Raw genomic sequence first — 16,935 nt, forward strand, 5'->3', positions numbered from 1 at the left:
GGAGGAAATCTTTGACTGAGAATGTAAATAAGAACACAAACAATTTCGAATTGAATAATTTCGAATCTTTACAGATTAAACTGGCTTCCACAGAAAAGATTCTGGAATGGTCTCACGGCGAAGTAACAAAGCCGGAGACAATCAACTACAGAACCCTGAAGCCGGAAAAAGACGGTCTGTTCTGCGAAAAGATTTTCGGACCTATGAAGGACTGGGAATGTCACTGCGGTAAGTACAAGAGAATCAGATATAAAGGTATCGTCTGCGACCGCTGCGGTGTAGAAGTAACGAAAGCAAAGGTGAGAAGAGAGAGAATGGGGCACATCAAATTGGCTGCTCCGGTTTCTCATATCTGGTATTTCAAGGGAATCCCTTCCAGAATGGGACTGATTCTTGACATTACGCCAAGAAACCTGGAAAAAGTTCTCTACTTTGCGGCATATATCGTAACCGATCCTGGCGATACAGGACTTGGCTACAAAGAAATTCTGACTGAAATGCAGTACAGAGAAGCCAAAGAAAAGTACGGAAATGACTTTAAAGCGGCTATGGGTGCAGAGGCAGTTAGAGAACTGCTTTCTCAGATTGATCTGGAAGAGCTGTCTGCATCTCTCAGAGAAAAGCTGAAGGATGCCAGCGGTCAGAAGAAAATCAGAATCGTAAGACGGCTTGAAGTTGTAGAGGCTCTCCGAATTTCTGGAAACAAGCCAGAATGGATGATTCTGGAAGTAATTCCGGTTATTCCGCCTGATATCAGACCGATGGTACAGCTGGACGGCGGCAGATTTGCAACTTCTGACCTTAATGATTTATATAGAAGAGTAATCAACAGAAACAACAGACTGAACCGTCTGTTGGAACTGGGCGCACCTGACATTATCGTCAGAAATGAAAAGAGAATGCTGCAGGAAGCTGTAGACTCTCTGATTGACAACGGCAGAAGAGGAAGACCTGTTACTGGTCCTGGCTCCAGACCGCTGAAATCTTTGTCCGACATGCTGAAGGGTAAGCAGGGACGTTTCAGACAGAACCTGCTGGGTAAGCGTGTTGACTACTCCGGACGTTCTGTAATCGTAGTCGGACCGGAACTGAAATTCTATCAGTGCGGTCTGCCTAAGAAAATGGCGCTGGAGCTGTTCAAGCCTTTCATCATGAAAGAACTGGTTGAACAGGGCTATGCCCACAATATTAAGAACGCCAAGAGAATGGTAGAAAAAGTAAGACCGGAAGTATGGGATGTATTAGAAGGTGTCATCAAAGAACACCCTGTAATGCTGAACCGTGCGCCGACACTGCATAGACTGGGTATCCAGGCATTTGAACCGGTACTGGTAGAAGGTAAGGCAATTAAGCTGCACCCGCTGGTATGTACAGCGTTCAATGCTGACTTTGACGGAGACCAGATGGCTGTGCACGTACCTCTTTCCGTAGAGGCACAGGCAGAAGCCAGATTCTTGATGTTATCCATCAATAACATTCTGGCGCCGAAGGATGGTTCCCCAATCACTACGCCGACACAGGATATGATTCTGGGTGCGTACTATCTGACCTATCCGGGCACCTGCAAAAAGGTTGAAATCGTTGACGGCAAGGAAAAGGTTTCCTATGATAAAGACGAATTTAACGACAGAAAAGCTTCTGAAGCGCACAAGGCCGCAGGCTTTGAGCGTGTACCGGAAAAGGGCGACGGCAAAGTATTTACTGACCTTGATGAAATGCTGATGGCATATCAGGATGAAATCGTTGATATCCACGCTAAGGTAAAGGTTAGAATGTACCTTGGCGAAAATGACCAGAGAGGACATCTGGTTGAATCCACTGTGGGAAGATTCATCTACAACCAGCAGATTCCGCAGGATCTCGGCTTTGTTGACAGAAATGTTGACCCGTATTCCTTGGAAGTTGACTTCCTTTGCGACAAGAAAAAGCTGGGTGCGATTATCGATAAGTGCTACAAAGCACATGGCAATACTGGAACTGTTATCATGCTTGACTATATCAAGGATATGGGATATCACTATTCCACAAAGGCTGCCGTTACAATCGGTATCGACGATATGAAAATTCCTGACAACAAATGGGATATCGTAGCAGAATCTCAGAAAGAAGTTGACAAATACGAAAAAGCTTTCAGAATGGGTCTGATTTCAAACTCTGAAAGATACGATAAAGTTATTGAAATCTGGAACAAGACTACGGATGATGTAGCAGACGCACTGATGGAATCTTTGGATCCGCAGAACAATCTGAACATCATGGCAACATCCGGAGCCAGAGGTAGTAAGAACCAGATCAGACAGGTCGGCGGTATGCGTGGTCTGATGGCGAACGCAACTGGTAAGACTGTAGAAATTCCAATTAAGGCGAACTTCCGTGAAGGGCTTTCAATCTTGGAATACTTCATTTCTTCCAACGGTGCTCGTAAAGGTCTTGCCGATACAGCGCTTCGTACAGCCGACTCCGGTTATCTGACAAGAAGACTGGTTGACGTATCTCATAACGTTATCGTTAGGGAATTTGACTGCGGCACTGACGAGGGTGTGGAGGTTAGAGCCTTTACCGACGGTAAAGAAGTCATCGAACCTTTGAATCAGCGTATCGCAGGAAGAACTGCGCTTCTTGACATTGTAAATCCGCAGACCGGGGAAATCATTGTTGAACAGGGCGAGGAAATCAGCGATGAACAGGCAATGGATGTTGTCAACGCAGGCATTGACTCCGTTGCAATCCGTTCCGTTATGACTTGTCACTCCAGAACCGGTATTTGTGCAAAATGCTACGGAAGAAACCTGGCAACAGGTGAAGAGGTTAATATCGGTGAATCTGTCGGTATCACTGCGGCACAGTCCATCGGTGAGCCGGGTACACAGCTGACTATGAGAACATTCCATACCGGTGGTGTTGCAGGTTCCGATATCACCCACGGTCTTCCGAGAGTAGAGGAATTGTTCGAGGCTAGAAAGCCAAAGGGTCTTGCAGAAATCTGCGAGGCAAACGGCAGAGTAATCGATATTCAGCCTAGAACTGACAATAAGACAGAGGTTATCGTAAGAAGCGATGACGGAGAAGATATGACTTACGTTGTGCCTTATGGCGCAAGACTTGCCGTAAAGAAGGACGATTATATCCTTGCCGGCGGTAACATCACCAGCGGTCCTTTGAACCCGCACGATATTTTGAGACTCAACGGTGTTGAGGGCGTATATCAGTACCTGCTCAAGGAAGTGCAGCGTGTATATAAGAACCAGGGTGTAGATATCAACGACAAGCACGTAGAGGTTATCGTAAGCCAGATGCTTTCCAAGTTCAAGATTGAAGACGCAGGCGATACGGATCTGCTTCCGGGTGGTCTGTACAGCAAGTTTGAAATCAAGGAAGCAAACGAAGCTGCCTTTGCAGCAGACGGCGAACCTGCAAAAGCGAAACAGATGTTGCTTGGTATTACCAAGGCTTCTCTGGCAACTAACTCCTTCTTGTCTGCAGCATCCTTCCAGGAAACCACCAGGGTTCTGACTGATGCCGCAATTAAGGGCAAGAACGATAAGCTGATGGGTCTGAAGGAAAACGTTATCATCGGTAAGCTGATTCCTGCAGGAACCGGTATGAAGCGTTACAAAAATATTGACGTGGATTACGGTGTAAATGAGGAATTCATGCGTGAATATACTCGTATGCAGGAAGAGGCCCTGTTAGAAGCTGAAGCTGACGTGGAAGCGATGGATGATGAAAGCGCAGAAGATTTGGATTTGATGAGCATGCCTAACGAGGGTATTATGGAAATGGATACAGCATTGGTGCTGGAACCGGAAGAATCCGAGCTGATTGAATTAGAATAAGAGACTGGATATTGTAAAGGGGCTACTTGTACGGTTGACCAATTAGGTTGATCTGAGGAGGTAGCTCCTTTTTGTTAGTGCGTTCTGTGCCGCCTGTGCATATATTCGTAAAAAAGACCTAAAATATGCATAACGTCCTGAAGGAATCTGCATATTTTTGGCAATTTTTCCTCTCATATGCATTTTCGCCAATAAAATACTCTGAAATAGCAACGCGATTACCGGTTCGCAGTGAAAAATATGCATATATAATGCAAAATCCCCGCAAATATGCAGACTGATGTGCATATTTGCGGGGATTTCTTTAAAAATATGCATTTTGCCATGAGGAAGGAGTATCGTGGAATCATTAGCGTTAAATTGGGAGCCAGTCATTTTTATTGACTTAATAGGAATTGTGCGATATATTGAAATTAATTTAGGGAAAAGATTTGGCGGTGAATTCTGAAAGGAGAAAGGATATGAACCCGATTGAAACCAAAGATTTAATCATACGCGACAGCGTTTTTGAGGATTTAAAGTATTTTGACCCATGGGAAAGGCAGCCTGCAGTAACGGAGTTTTTCAGCATTGCGGACGGGCAGAGTCTGGAGGATGTGACCAAGGCATATGTGAAATTTGATGAGGCTGCCGATATGCGCCAGTACACTATTTGTCTGCGCGAGAGCGGTGAGCCGGTGGGAAGAATTATTCTTGGCGATATCATAGAAGGCTGGAAGTGTGAAATTTGGCGGATTTACATTGCGGACACGGCACTTCGCGGCAAAGGCTACGGCAGACAGGCTATGGAAGCGACCATGAAACTGTGCTTTGAGGATTTTGGGATGAAACGGGTATATCTGGATCATTACACGGGAAATCCAGCGGCGCACCTGTATCTGAATCTGGGATTTCAGTACGAGGGCGTGCTGCGAAAGAACTGCCGGAAGAACGGCGTCCTCTATGATGTGCACCTGATGTCCATGCTGGCGGAGGAGTATTTTAGAAATAAGAACTTATAAGTATAGTGGTAAGAAAAAAAATTGACGTTGTCAATTTTTTTTTATAAATGTGGAGAGTGATTTTCGGCGAAAACGAATTTTATTTCGGAAAAAGGGAAGAGGGTGACGGAGGTGAAAAGGGGGAGATTGCAGGGAATATGGCTTTTGTGTGGCGTGGTGAAGGCAGGAGGTCTGGCTGTTGCTTATCTTTGGCATGTGTTTTGCTTCTTTAATAATAGTAAAAGGAACATGATGAAAAAAGGAGGAGGCAAAATGATTATTAGTGTAATAAAAGAAATCAAACCTTATGAAAACAGAGTGGCAGCTACGCCAACAACGGTGGGAGAGCTGGTGCGAAGAGGCCATGAAGTTTTGGTAGAAAGAGGTGCAGGTCTGGGAAGCCATTTTACTGATGGGGAATACGAGGCGGCAGGTGCTAAAATTGTAGCAAAAGAAGAAGCCTGGAATAAAGGAGAACTGATTTATAAAGTTAAAGAGATTTTTCCCGAAGAGTACCAATATATCAATGACAAAAAGATTATTTTTACTTATATACACTCCAATGCGCATTTGGATCAGACGCAGTATTTACTGGCATCAGGCTGCACCAGTATTGCATATGAGGATGTGATTGCATCGGATGGAACCTTCCCGCTTCTTGCACCGATGAGTGAGCTGGCAGGTAAGGGAGGTTTTTTGGCAGCGCTTCATTTTAGCCAGAGTGTGCATGGCGGACAAGGGGTTTTGCTGAACAATGTATCTGGTGTAGAGAGTCCGGCTGTAACGATTATTGGGGCAGGAGTCAGTGGCATGGGTGCTGCAGAACTGGCGGCAGCATTTGGAAATCGGGTGCAGATTTTGGAAGTTAATTCTAAAATTATAGAAAATGCTAGAAACCGTTTACCATATAACGTAGAACTGCTGTACTCCAACAGAGCAAATTTAGAACGTTGTTTGAAGAACTCTGATGTTATTATCAACTGCATACTATGGGATAAGACCAGAAAAGACCATTTGATTTACAGGGAGGATTTAAAACTCATGAAATCAGGTGCGCTGATTGTAGATGTGGCCTGTGATGATAACGGGGCTATTGAAACTTGCAGAAGTACCAGTCATGCTGATCCGATATATGTTGAAGAAGGTATTACGCATTACGCAGTTGACAATATTCCATCTGCTTTTGCGAAGACTGCATCGGTTACTTTGTCCAATGCAACTCTTGCATATGTCATAGAAATTGCGCAAAAGGGTGTGGAACGGGCACTTAAAGAAAATGCAGGATTGCGTAGAGGACTTACAACTTATAAAGGACAGCTTACTTTGTTGGAAACCGCAGAAAAATATGGCATTGAATTCATAAATCCGAATGAGCTTGTGGAAACTTTTTAAATCTGGGAGGGGCAGAAATGAGAAGAGCACTCATCAATGGTCGCATACATTGTCTTGATGATAAAAGAACGGTAGCCGAGGCGATTGCAATAGATGGAAATCGCATATCGGAAGTAGGGACTAATGCGGAGATTTTGGCGCTGATGCACGAGGAAGAACTGGAGGCAGTGGTAGATTTAGAAGGTAAAGTGGTACTGCCTGGATTTAATGACAGCCATTTGCATTTGCTGAGTTATGGCTATGGAAAAACCATTGCAGATTTGGAAGGAGTAGATTCTCGTGATAGCGTGAAGGAAATTATTCGCACCCATATTGAAAAGAATCAGATTCCACCAGGACAATGGGTGGGAGCAGCCGGATGGAATAATGATAACTGGGATGACAGCAGAAATTTAACGAAAGAAGATTTGGACCAGATTTCAACAGAACATCCGATATATGCGGTTCGCATCTGCGGACATATTTCTGCGCTGAATACGAAAGCAATGGAAGTAATCGGTCTGAATCGGAATACGCCGCAGCCACATGATGGACATTATGAGGTGGATGAGATGGGTGAGCCGACAGGCAGTATTGCTGAGATGATGAATCTGGTCTACAATCAGATTGAAGAACCAGATATAGAGGCAATTAAATCAATGATTTTAAGAACCTGTCAGGATGCGAGTCGGGTAGGGATTACATCTATGCAGACAGATGACTTTGATACGCTGCCGGGAAGAAATTTCCGAAATATCATCGCTGCTTACAGACAGCTGATTGCAGAAAATCAATTAAATGTAAGAGTGAGTGAGCAATGTGCGCTGGCAGATTTACGGCGTTTTGATGAATTTCTGGCAGCTGGGTTTCGGTTAGGAGAGGGGGACAACTTTTATAGACTTGATACAGTGAAACTATATATTGATGGCTCTTTAGGGTCCAGGACAGCGTGGCTTTTGGAAGATTACAGTGATGATCCCGGTAATCAGGGATTTGCTGTTTATCGTGATGAGAGACGATTATTTGAAGTAGTGGAACGGGCACATAGAATGGGAACAGGTGTAGTGATGCATTGCATCGGCGATGCTGCTTGTGAACAGGCAATTTCTGCTGTTGAAGCAGCGCAGAAAAAATATCCTGGGATTAAACCGCGCCATGGATTGATTCATGCCCAGATATTAAACGATGATTTATGTGAACGGATGATTGCAGCTGGAATATATGCATATATTCAGCCTATTTTCATTGAATACGATCTTCATATGGCAGAAGAACGGGTGGGTGCTGAGCGTATCAAAACCAGTTACCATTGGCGAACAATGAAGGATATGGGGATAGAGATGTCAATGGGAACTGACTGCCCCGTTGAAAGCTTCAATCCAATGTTGAACATATATGCAGCTGTGACCCGAAAAGACTTGGATGAAGAACCGAAGGCTGGATGGTATCCGAAAGAGGCGCTTACTGTTGAGGAAGCTGTCGATGGTTATACCTTTATGGCGGCACGAATGTCAGGGGAAGAGGATTGCAAGGGGAGACTGCTTCCTGGCATGCTGGCTGATCTGGTTGTGCTTGATGAGGATATTTTTTCAGTCTCCCCTGAAAGGATTAAGGAGATTTCCGTAGCAATGACGATAGTGGATGGAAGGATTGTATATGCAAATGCAACATCTTAATTACGAGGAGGAAAAAAAGCAGTTTTACAGAAAAGTATTGATTATTGCGATTCCTGTAGTGATACAGCATTTAATCAGCATTGGTTTAAATTTGGTGGACACGCTGATGATTGGTCTGGTTGGAGAAGAGGCATTAGCGGCAGTTGGAGCGGCAAATCAAGTTTATTTTATCTTTTCTACGATGTGTTACGGACTGTACAGTGGTGCGGCAATTTATACAGCGCAGTACTTTGGCGCCGGGGATATCGGCCGCATCCGTAAAATTTTGGGAATGGATTATGTAGTGGGATTTGTAATTGCCTGTCTCTTTACCCTTTGTGGATTTTTTATGGCACCGCAGCTGATTTCAATTTTTGACAGCAGCCCAAAGGTGGTAGAATTGGGGACGCAGTATTTACGGATTGCATGTTTTTCCTACTTGTTTGCTGCGCTGTCTTTTTCTATCAACTATAATTCCCGTGCGATTCAGGATTTACTGATGCCAACTGTAATCAACGGTGCAGCCTTGGCGATTAATACTAGCTTGAATTATCTGCTGATTTATGGATATATGGGGTTACCGCAGCTGGGTGTTAAAGGTGCAGCAATTGCGACGGTCGCGGCGAGAGCTATGGAATGTACTACATTGTTTACGTATGTATACACAAAAAAGTCTCATGTTTTTAGAGCTGGGCCTATGGAACTATTCAATTTTAGACGATCGGAGTTTTTGACAGTTATGAAAACCGCTGTGCCGGTTGTAGTAACAGAGGGAGGCTGGGCAGTCTCAATGTCTGCGATTTTTTCTATATATGGAAAGTTGGGAACATCGGCTTTGGCGGTAACACAGGTAGCAAATACCATCAGCGAATTTTTGCAGTCGGTTTACTTTGGTCTTGGCAATGCGACGGCTGTGCTAGTGGGGAATGCCCTCGGTAGCGGAGAGACGGATAGAGCTTACAATCAGGCGAGAATTGCGATAAGACTTACTTGGTTTATCAATATAATTATGGCGGTTATCTTGGTTCTTGCTCGAGGTCCGGCGGCGGCAGTGTATCAGTTTAATCCGGAAACGACCAAGCTTTTATGTGATGCCCTGTTGGCATGGACGATTGCATTGGCGCCAAAGATGCTGGCATATATGTTGGTCTGTGGGGTTTTGCGCGCCGGTGGCGATACAGTTTTTTGCATGGTTATGGATTTTGCTTTTAATTTGGGTGCGCAGGTGACCATGGCGGCTGTGGCTGTATTGCTGTTTCAGTTGTCGCTGCCTTATGCGATGCTCATGGTAGCTATAGGGGATGTTCTGAAAGTGATTTGGTGCTATCGCAGATTTTATGGAAAGAAATGGATGAGAATAATGACATAATTCATTGTTACAATTTAGGACATGAGACAGTGAGCTGAATTACAGGAAAGAGTAAAGAAAATAGAAGAGGTATCAGAAATGAATGAAAAACCCAAAATTGCTATTTTACGATGGGAGGAAGGACGAGTACCCATGGGGTTGCTGCAGTTGGAAAATTTGCCAGGAAACAGTACTAATCCTGCGTCCTACCCCTTTGAGGTGCGAATGATTCATGTCGAGGGGGCCTGTACCGAAACAGTGATTACGAATCCCAGTCAGAAACTTTTGCAAGGCATGATTGAAATTGCAAGGCGCTTGGTGGAGGAGGAAGGGATTCAGGCAATTACTACAAGTTGTGGATTTAATGCAGTGTTTCAAACTGAGCTTAGTAAAGCGGTGCCTGTGCCCGTATTTACCTCTGCGCTGCTGCAAATTCCATTTATCAAAAATTTGATTGGGGATAGACCCATTGGTGTTTTGACAGCAAACGGAAAGGCTTTAACGCGGAAACACTTTACGGCATGTGGAGTTGATAAAGATACTGCTTTGCATGTGATGGGGCTTGAAGGAGCACCGCAATGGAATAAGATTTTTACCAATCCAGACGAGATGTTTGAGGCAGAACTGGTAGAGCAGGAAATTTTAGAGGAGGTAAAGCAAGGGGTGAAAAACTGCCCGAATATGGGGGCAATTCTTCTCGAATGTACGGATTTGCCGCCATTTAGAAGGAAAATTCAGGAAGCAACAGGGCTCCCTGTGTTTGATTTTAGTTCTATGATGAGTATGGTGGCTGCAGCACTGGGGGAAGTTTCGTTGGTAGAAATTTCTACTTTTATGGGCAGCTGAGGGATGAATACTTTATAATCATAAAATAAGTACTGGAGCCAGTTTTAGACTAATCAGACCTGCAGATAGAGGCTTGCTTTTAGGTTTGCAGTATTTCAGGTTCAATGTAAAATGTTGGGGTGGAACGCAAAATAAAAAATTTAAGTGACTGAGGAGGCAGTGATAAAGCTGTCTCCTTTGGTTTAATATTGAACCATAGTATGGAGAATTCTTTTCTTAAATCTTTCGTAGTTTCTCATGCCATAAGTGACTCTCTTGGTGACTTTGATTGGATTGTTGCAGCCTTCGGTATATCCGTTGGAAAATGGTACGTCAATTCTGTGTAGGCATAGGCAACTTTGTTGAACGGGCTAGGTTTGCTGCTTGTACCGCCATTTTAAAGGCTAGTAGTCTTTTCTTTGCGGTATAGATATCTGGGGAAGCAAATCGGTCATACGCCAGTTCTTTCAGGGCTAGTTCTTTGGATAGTGTGAGCATATTGGATACTTGTTCGAGTTCTTCTGGCTCCAGTTTCTCTTTGTGTTTGATGAGGAGTGTTCTGGCATGTTTAAAGTATTTTCTTCGTTTTGTGTGGAAGTTCTTTTGGACTTCTTTGCGAATTTGTTCTAACGCGTAAATGGCAAGTCTCAGGGCATGGAATCGGTCGGCGACGATTTCTGCTTTTGGAAATGCTGTTTTTACCACGCGCTTCTGAATAGTGTGCCTAAATCTATGACGACGTATTTTACGTTGTTTCGGTTTGGATATCTTGCAAAGTATTGGTATAGGGCATCGGTTTTTCTGTTTGGCAGGATGTCCAGTACTTTCTTTTCTTTTGGGTTTGAAATATGCTGAAAGGAAGATAGTTGTTTGAGGAAATTCATGGAAAAGAAAAATACAGGATGTAAGATAGCGTTTCTCTTTGGTGCCGGAGCGGAAGGAAATTATGATATGCCCGCAGGGATGGAGTATTTGATTAAGAGTGCACTGTCTCAACAAAAGGAAAATTGATATGAACCCGATTGAAACCAAGGACTTAATCATACGCGACAGCGTTTTTGAGGATTTAAAGTATTTTGACCCATGGGAAAGGCAGCCTGCAGTAACGGAGTTTTTCAGCATTGCTGATGGGCAAAGCTTTGAAGATGTGACCAAGGCTTATGTGAAGTTTGATGAAGTAGAGGATATGCGCCAGTACACTATTTGTCTGCGCAAGAGCGGTGAGCCGGTGGGAAGAATTATTCTTGGCGATATCATAGAAGGCTGGAAGTGTGAAATCTGGCGGATTTACATTGCGGATACGGCGCTTCGTGGAAAAGGCTACGGAAGGCAGGCGATGGAAGCGGCTATGAAGCTGTGCTTTGAGGAGTTTGGCATGAAGCGGGTTTATCTGGATCATTATACGGGAAATCCAGCGGCGCTTCTGTATCTGAATCTGGGATTTCAGTACGAGGGCGTGCTGAGAAAGAATTGCAGGAAGAATGGAGTGCTTTACGACGTGCATCTGATGTCCATGCTGGCAGAGGAATACTTTGAGCGATATGGTAAATGAATGCAGTGAATAAGCTGGAAAAACGCCAACACGCCGAAAAAAATTATGCCAACACGCCGAAAAAAATAGACACAGATAAAATGAAAAAACCGGCTTTTTTAATGATTCTTATTGGCGTAGGTGATTATGCTTACCGAAGGCAGGATGGAATTTATGTAGTGCCGGTGGGATGTCTAAAGAATTAAGAATAATTAACAGCCGCCTAGCGAAAAGGGCGGCTGTCTTTATAAGTGGAGTTTGACAGGTTTACGGCGTTTCCTTTTGTACACTCTTCAAGAGATTTTTCCGTCAGTCTGAGAACGGTTTCTGATGTTGACAAAAATAAAAGAATCACGAATATTTGTCACATTTCTTTTTTCATGCCTTTGCCCTGTTTGAAGACATGCAAAAGTCTTGCATTTTCGCTCAAATTGTGTATAATGATATATGAAAATTGAAAAGAGCTTGCCAGTACCCGAAAGGGTTTAAAGGAAAACAGGTGAAATTCCTGTACGCCGCCAACGCTGTAACAGAGGAGTCTTCTTCACGATGTCACTGGGAAACCGGGAAGGCGAAGAAAGATGCTGATACTGGAGTCAGAACACCAGCTGGGGAGCAGCGCAAACGCATTGGAGAGATATGATGCGAAAGTATCTCTGCCGGATGCGTTATTTTTTTATATGGAGGGCACTAATGAAAAAACTATTTAAACTGGAAGAAAATCACACCACTGTCAGACAGGAAGTACGCGCCGGTCTGACAACCTTTTTTGCCATGGCGTATATCATTTTTCTGAACCCGGTATTTCTGTCATCTACAGGCATGAGTTCCGGCGGCGTTATGGTTGCTACATGTCTTTCTGCCGCAGCAGGCACGCTGCTGTGTGCATTTTTGAGCAATAAGCCTTTTGCGATGGCGCCGGGTATGGGGATGAATGCCTTTTTTGCGTATACCCTATGCGGAATTTACGGATATTCATGGCAGCAGGCGCTGGCACTTACCTTCCTTTCCGGAATCCTATTTTTTCTAATTGTTATCTCGCCTCTGAGAGATAAGATAATCAATGCAGTACCTGTAAATCTGAAATACGCTATAAGCGCCGGCGTGGGTCTGTTTATAGCGCTCATTGGTCTTCTGGATACAGGGATTATATCTTTAGCAAGCGGAATGCCTGCTCTCGGGGATCTCAGTTCGCCTACAGTTCTGATTGCATTGCTTGGAGTGGCAATCACAGCTGTTTTGGTGGTATTGAACATAAATGGAAGTTTGATTATCGGTATGGTGATAACGATTGTACTGAGTCTGGCGGCAGGACAGACAGCGATGCCCGACCACCTTGCAGAGTTTCCGGGCGCAATAGCGGACGTGGCTTTTAAGCTTGATTTTTCCGGATTGATTTCAGGAAAAGCGGGCTTGTCCGGTATCCTGTCACTTATTGCGCTTATTATCTCATTGACCATGGTTGATATGTTTGATACCCTTGGTTTTTTAATCGGCACCAGCTCCAGGGCGGGAATGACTGATGAAAAGGGAACCATGCCGGGAAGCGGGTCGATTTTAATTGCTGATGCGGCAGGTTCTGTGATGGGCGCTTTATTTGGAACCTCTACCGTTACATGCTATGCGGAATCGGTTTCCGGGATTGCGGCAGGCGGAAAAACCGGTCTGACTGCTGTAACAACTGCTTTGTGCTTCTTGCTGGCGGTTGTGTTCTCGCCTCTGACAGGGGTGATGACAAGTGCTGTAACTGCACCGGCTTTGATTATCGTGGGAATGTATCTTCTCATGGAAGTGAAAAAAGTTGATTTTGGTCGTCTGGATGACGCCATTCCTGCATTTATTACCATAGTGGCGATGCCTATGACATACTCCATTACGACAGGAATTGCTGCGGGATTTATTTTTTATCTGATTTGCAAAATTGCCGCTGGCAGAAGAAATGAGGTGAATCTGCCTGTTGTGGCGCTGGCTATGGTATTTTTTCTTTATTTCTGCCTGTAAAATTTAGGTTTGCAGTATTTTGAATATATGCCTTTTCTTTAGCTGGTTCAATTCATCACGTGTTGGAGCTGTGAGTGCAGTGGCTTCGGTGAGGTCGGTAAGAGGATTCTCGGTAGCGATACATTTGCTGACAAAGGAATCGTATCGACCAAGGGAAAGACTGCAGAACAGACCAACGATAATTGAAGATGTACCAAAATTGCTGGTAAGATCCAGAACCAGCAAATCATTTTTATTTGCAGTATTTGCGAGGAAAATCCTCTGGGATGAATCGAAAGTCTGCACTGTTCCTGTGTAATAATAGGTGCACTTAGCAAAATCGGTGGGGTCGACTACACGCCCATAAAAGGAAGCTTTTTCTTGATTTATGGTCAAGATGTTGACCTCTTTGTTTTTTTTCTGTATGAGAGAGGGTACGTACACATAATAGATTTTTCCTGGTTGTGAAGAACCGGGTGTTTCTTGTGATAAATTCTCAGTTGGAAGTAAATAGTCCATGTCAAGAAGCTGTGAAATATGAACATCAAGATTCTTTGCAATAATAATGAGTGTTTCCACATCAATTGATACTTCTCCACGCTCATATTTTGAAAGGGAAGATTTACTTTTGTTAATGAGTAGAGCAAATTCTGCCAAACTGTAATGTTTTTGTTTCCTGTAGTGACGAATGCGCTGACCAAGTATACTGCGTATTGTTTCTTCCATGCTGTACCTCCGCAAAGATTTCATATAATTGCTTTTTTCTCTGAAATAAAGTAAAACTTGTAAAGTTTTTTATTAGTATAGCATATTTTATGCAAAAAATCCAATGTCGTTGGAAAAAAGTGCAGAAAATAGTCGTAGAATGAAAATACCGTTTTTTGAAAAGGAAAAGGAAGTTCTTTATAATGATAGAAAATTTATTATAAGGAGTGATTATTTTGAAAGATCGAAGAAAGTATTTCATTGTGTTTTTATTGACCCTGTCTACTTTGTGCTATAATTTGCCCTATTTAAGTTCGACTTTTTATACGCAATTTTTGGAGGCATTTCATTTATCTAATCAGCAGGCGGGGATGCTACTGACGATGTTTTCTTTTACAGCAACGCCGGGATATCTGCTGGGTGGTATTTTAGCAGATAGATTTTCACCGAAGAAGCTGGTTGTAATTTCACAGCTTTTGACAGCAGGTCTGGGCATCCTTATGACCTTTGCACCTAACTACTTGGTGTTAATTGGCTGCTATTTGGGATTCGGCGTATCGACAACCTTCATTCACTGGTCGGCATATTTGAAATTGGTTCGTGCACAGGCAGATGAAAACGAAGAAGGAAAGATGTTTGGATTCTTTGAAATGTGTGCAGCAATTGTAGGTGCAATTATGAGTTACGGTGTGCTGGCGGCACTGTCACAGTTTGCAGAAAGCATGGGATTCAGATATGTAACGACAATTTTTGCCGTTGTAATTGCGATTGTGGCTATTTTAATTATGGTGCTGGTGAAGGATGTAAAGGGCTTAGAGTCTAACGATGATTTCAAGTTTTCTATGCTTGGAAGAGCGCTGGCGCATCCGGTGACCTGGTTGAACGGGTTTATTGTTATGGGGTTGTTTATTGTGATCTCTGGTGCAACATATCTCAACCCGTTTTTATCTGGCTTGTTCGGTGTATCTGTGACTTTCAGTACAGCTTTTGCAATTGCAAATCGTTCGGTGGTAAGAATCATCCTCTCGCCGCTGGGAGGGCTTCTTCTGGATAAGTGCCGCACGCCTAAATTCTTGATTCTGGTTTGTATCGCTATAGGTATTACGATTGTGGGTCTGCTGTTTGTTCCGCATCAGGAATCCAGCAAAACAATTGCGGTGATTTTGAGTATTGTACTTATCAGTGTAATTGCGCTGAGCCGTTCCGGCCTATATACTCCGATTCCTGAAGCGAAGGTTCCTTTTGAAATTACCGGAACTTCTATGGGGATTGCTTCAGCAGTAGGCTATTCAACTGACCTGTGGCTGTATAATTTATGTGGAAAATGGCTGGATACAAAAGGCGCAGATGGATATAACAACATTTTTATTTTGCTGATAGTTGGTCTTGGAATTGTAGTGGTTTGTGCAGTGTTGCTGCATTTATATGAAAAGAAAAATCACTGCTTTGAATCTGAGCGGGCAGTGATGTAAAGATTTGGAGGGAATGTAATATGAAAACTTTAGTTTTGAAAAATTGCAGACTGATTCCCTATTTGACTGAGGGATTTGTGGTTCAAGAAAATCAACTGGCAGATGTTGTGATTGAAGACAAGAGAATTAAGACGATTCTTCCGGCGGGAACTGCCTTTGAGGGGGATGTTGACATACTGGATGTCAAAGGAGATACTCTCATGCCGGGTATGTTGGATTTACATATGCATTTTGATTTTACAACGATGGACGTTTTGCAGATTAAATATCGCAGTGCGGTAAAAGAACTAGTGGAAGGAATTGAATATGGCTTTGATTATCTGCGCAGCGGTTATACTACGGTTAGGGACTGTGGCTCTGCATTTAATCTGGGCGTAACGCTGCGTGACATGTATGCTAAGGGAACTATCATGGGTCCGCGTGTGATTGCTTCCGGCCATTGTAACACCCCGACTGCACCGGGCAATGCAGAATTCGGACCACTTTATAAAGTGTTTGACGATGTGGCTGACGCAAGAAAAATTGTGAGAGAAGATATTGAAGCTGGCTGTGATTTTGTCAAATATATGGCAACTGGTGCAGTTATGAACATCGGTGGGGATCCTGGAGCTATGATCTGCTCTTTTGAAGAACTGAAGGCACTTTCCGATGCGGCGAAAGAACAGGGAACTTATGTAGCGGCTCATTGTCATGGAAAAAAGGGCATTATGGCATGTGCGGAGGCAGAAATAGGCAGTATTGAGCATGCTTCCTACATTGATGATGCGTGTATCGAGACATTATTAGCGCATGGAAACCAGACTTTCATCGTTCCAACTGTGGAAATTGCATATTCCATGTTGAAGGATTTGACGGGAAATACGCCTGCGTTCATGCATGAACGTTCTATAGAAATCATGGAGCATATTTCGGAGTATATGACAAAAGCCTATCGCGCCGGAATTAGGCTTGGTTGGGGTACGGATGCAGACAGAGTTACTTTTAATGAATTCCCTGGGTTGGAATTTATTGCCAGAAAGGCGGCGGGATTTTCTAACGAAGAGCTACTGAAGATGGCGACGGTGGACAGTGCAGCTCTTGTAGGACTGCAGGAGAGTATTGGAACCGTAAAAGAAGGCAAATTGGCTGACTTAATCGTAATGGAAGGTGAGCCTGATATAAATATTGAGGACATGAAAAAACTACCCAAATATGTATTTAAGGAAGGTAAATTGTTTGTCGAGTAAAGAAGG

General features: G+C 43.6%; 16 protein-coding genes and 1 riboswitch. Of the genes, 12 read left to right on the forward strand and 4 right to left on the reverse strand.

Going from position 1 to position 16,935, the window contains the following annotated elements; genetic code table 11:
- The first annotated feature begins 11 nt into the window (after positions 1-11).
- The 6 genes from rpoC (at position 12) to D1151_RS14270 (ending at position 10,036) form a co-directional block, all read left to right on the forward strand.
- Entirely contained in the window at positions 12-3,836 is a 3,825-nt protein-coding gene (gene rpoC, locus D1151_RS14245; RefSeq protein WP_161909341.1) for a DNA-directed RNA polymerase subunit beta', read from the forward strand.
- A gap of 461 nt (positions 3,837-4,297) precedes the next feature.
- Complete coding sequence (locus D1151_RS14250; protein ID WP_160202899.1) at positions 4,298-4,837, forward strand: GNAT family N-acetyltransferase; 540 nt, start codon at positions 4,298-4,300, stop codon at positions 4,835-4,837.
- 252 nt (positions 4,838-5,089) lie between these two features.
- On the forward strand, positions 5,090-6,208 hold the full coding sequence (locus D1151_RS14255) for an alanine dehydrogenase (RefSeq protein ID WP_161909342.1): 1,119 nt from the start codon (positions 5,090-5,092) through the stop codon (positions 6,206-6,208).
- A gap of 17 nt (positions 6,209-6,225) precedes the next feature.
- A complete protein-coding gene (locus D1151_RS14260; RefSeq protein WP_161909343.1) occupies positions 6,226-7,863 on the forward strand; it encodes an amidohydrolase in 1,638 nt (545 codons plus the stop codon).
- Positions 7,844-9,211, forward strand: coding sequence for an MATE family efflux transporter (locus D1151_RS14265; RefSeq protein ID WP_160202896.1), 1,368 nt, complete (start codon positions 7,844-7,846; stop codon positions 9,209-9,211). The genes D1151_RS14260 and D1151_RS14265 overlap by 20 nt, the downstream gene beginning before the upstream one ends.
- 78 nt (positions 9,212-9,289) lie before the next feature.
- On the forward strand, positions 9,290-10,036 hold the full coding sequence (locus D1151_RS14270; RefSeq protein ID WP_161909344.1) for an aspartate/glutamate racemase family protein: 747 nt from the start codon (positions 9,290-9,292) through the stop codon (positions 10,034-10,036).
- A 182-nt stretch (positions 10,037-10,218) separates the two neighbouring features.
- On the opposite strand, the gene D1151_RS17385 is transcribed toward D1151_RS14270, so the two are convergent.
- From D1151_RS17385 to D1151_RS17390, 3 genes are read right to left on the reverse strand one after another with little or no spacing between them, the layout of a single operon-like run.
- A complete protein-coding gene (locus D1151_RS17385; protein ID WP_161909352.1) occupies positions 10,219-10,353 on the reverse strand; it encodes a transposase in 135 nt (44 codons plus the stop codon).
- Positions 10,349-10,720 carry a transposase gene (locus D1151_RS16910; protein WP_161909345.1) on the reverse strand — a complete coding sequence of 124 codons (372 nt, stop codon included), beginning with the start codon at positions 10,718-10,720 and terminating at the stop codon, positions 10,349-10,351. The genes D1151_RS17385 and D1151_RS16910 overlap by 5 nt, the downstream gene beginning before the upstream one ends.
- On the reverse strand, positions 10,714-10,899 hold the full coding sequence (locus D1151_RS17390; RefSeq protein WP_160202893.1) for a transposase: 186 nt from the start codon (positions 10,897-10,899) through the stop codon (positions 10,714-10,716). The genes D1151_RS16910 and D1151_RS17390 overlap by 7 nt, the downstream gene beginning before the upstream one ends.
- On the opposite strand from D1151_RS17390, the gene D1151_RS17080 reads away from it, so the two are divergent.
- From D1151_RS17080 to D1151_RS14290, 4 genes are all read left to right on the forward strand, one after another.
- Complete coding sequence (locus tag D1151_RS17080; protein ID WP_279261871.1) at positions 10,898-11,026, forward strand: hypothetical protein; 129 nt, start codon at positions 10,898-10,900, stop codon at positions 11,024-11,026. The two genes, D1151_RS17390 and D1151_RS17080, sit on opposite strands and share 2 nt — an antisense overlap.
- Position 11,027: 1 nt before the next feature.
- A complete protein-coding gene (locus D1151_RS14285) occupies positions 11,028-11,567 on the forward strand; it encodes a GNAT family N-acetyltransferase (RefSeq protein ID WP_161909346.1) in 540 nt (179 codons plus the stop codon).
- 5 nt (positions 11,568-11,572) lie between these two features.
- Positions 11,573-11,752: a hypothetical protein gene (locus tag D1151_RS16700; RefSeq protein WP_202620439.1), complete on the forward strand. Its 180-nt coding sequence runs from the start codon at positions 11,573-11,575 to the stop codon at positions 11,750-11,752.
- 246 nt (positions 11,753-11,998) lie between these two features.
- Positions 11,999-12,174: riboswitch (cobalamin riboswitch) on the forward strand.
- A gap of 65 nt (positions 12,175-12,239) precedes the next feature.
- Positions 12,240-13,547: an NCS2 family permease gene (locus tag D1151_RS14290; protein ID WP_161909347.1), complete on the forward strand. Its 1,308-nt coding sequence runs from the start codon at positions 12,240-12,242 to the stop codon at positions 13,545-13,547.
- A 3-nt stretch (positions 13,548-13,550) separates the two neighbouring features.
- Here the strand turns inward: D1151_RS14290 and D1151_RS14295 are convergent, their stop codons facing one another.
- The gene (locus D1151_RS14295) at positions 13,551-14,252 is read right to left on the reverse strand and encodes a helix-turn-helix domain-containing protein (RefSeq protein WP_160202889.1); all 702 of its coding nucleotides are present in this window, start codon (positions 14,250-14,252) and stop codon (positions 13,551-13,553) included.
- A gap of 242 nt (positions 14,253-14,494) precedes the next feature.
- On the opposite strand from D1151_RS14295, the gene D1151_RS14300 reads away from it, so the two are divergent.
- Positions 14,495-15,703, forward strand: a complete 1,209-nt coding sequence (locus D1151_RS14300) for a nitrate/nitrite transporter (RefSeq protein ID WP_251614447.1) — start codon at positions 14,495-14,497, stop codon at positions 15,701-15,703.
- A gap of 20 nt (positions 15,704-15,723) precedes the next feature.
- Positions 15,724-16,929 carry an amidohydrolase family protein gene (locus tag D1151_RS14305; RefSeq protein ID WP_160202887.1) on the forward strand — a complete coding sequence of 402 codons (1,206 nt, stop codon included), beginning with the start codon at positions 15,724-15,726 and terminating at the stop codon, positions 16,927-16,929.
- The last annotated feature ends 6 nt before the right edge of the window (positions 16,930-16,935 follow it).

Source organism: Emergencia sp. 1XD21-10, assembly GCF_009936045.1.
In the GTDB taxonomy this organism is placed as follows: domain Bacteria; phylum Bacillota; class Clostridia; order Peptostreptococcales; family Anaerovoracaceae; genus Senimuribacter; species Senimuribacter intestinalis.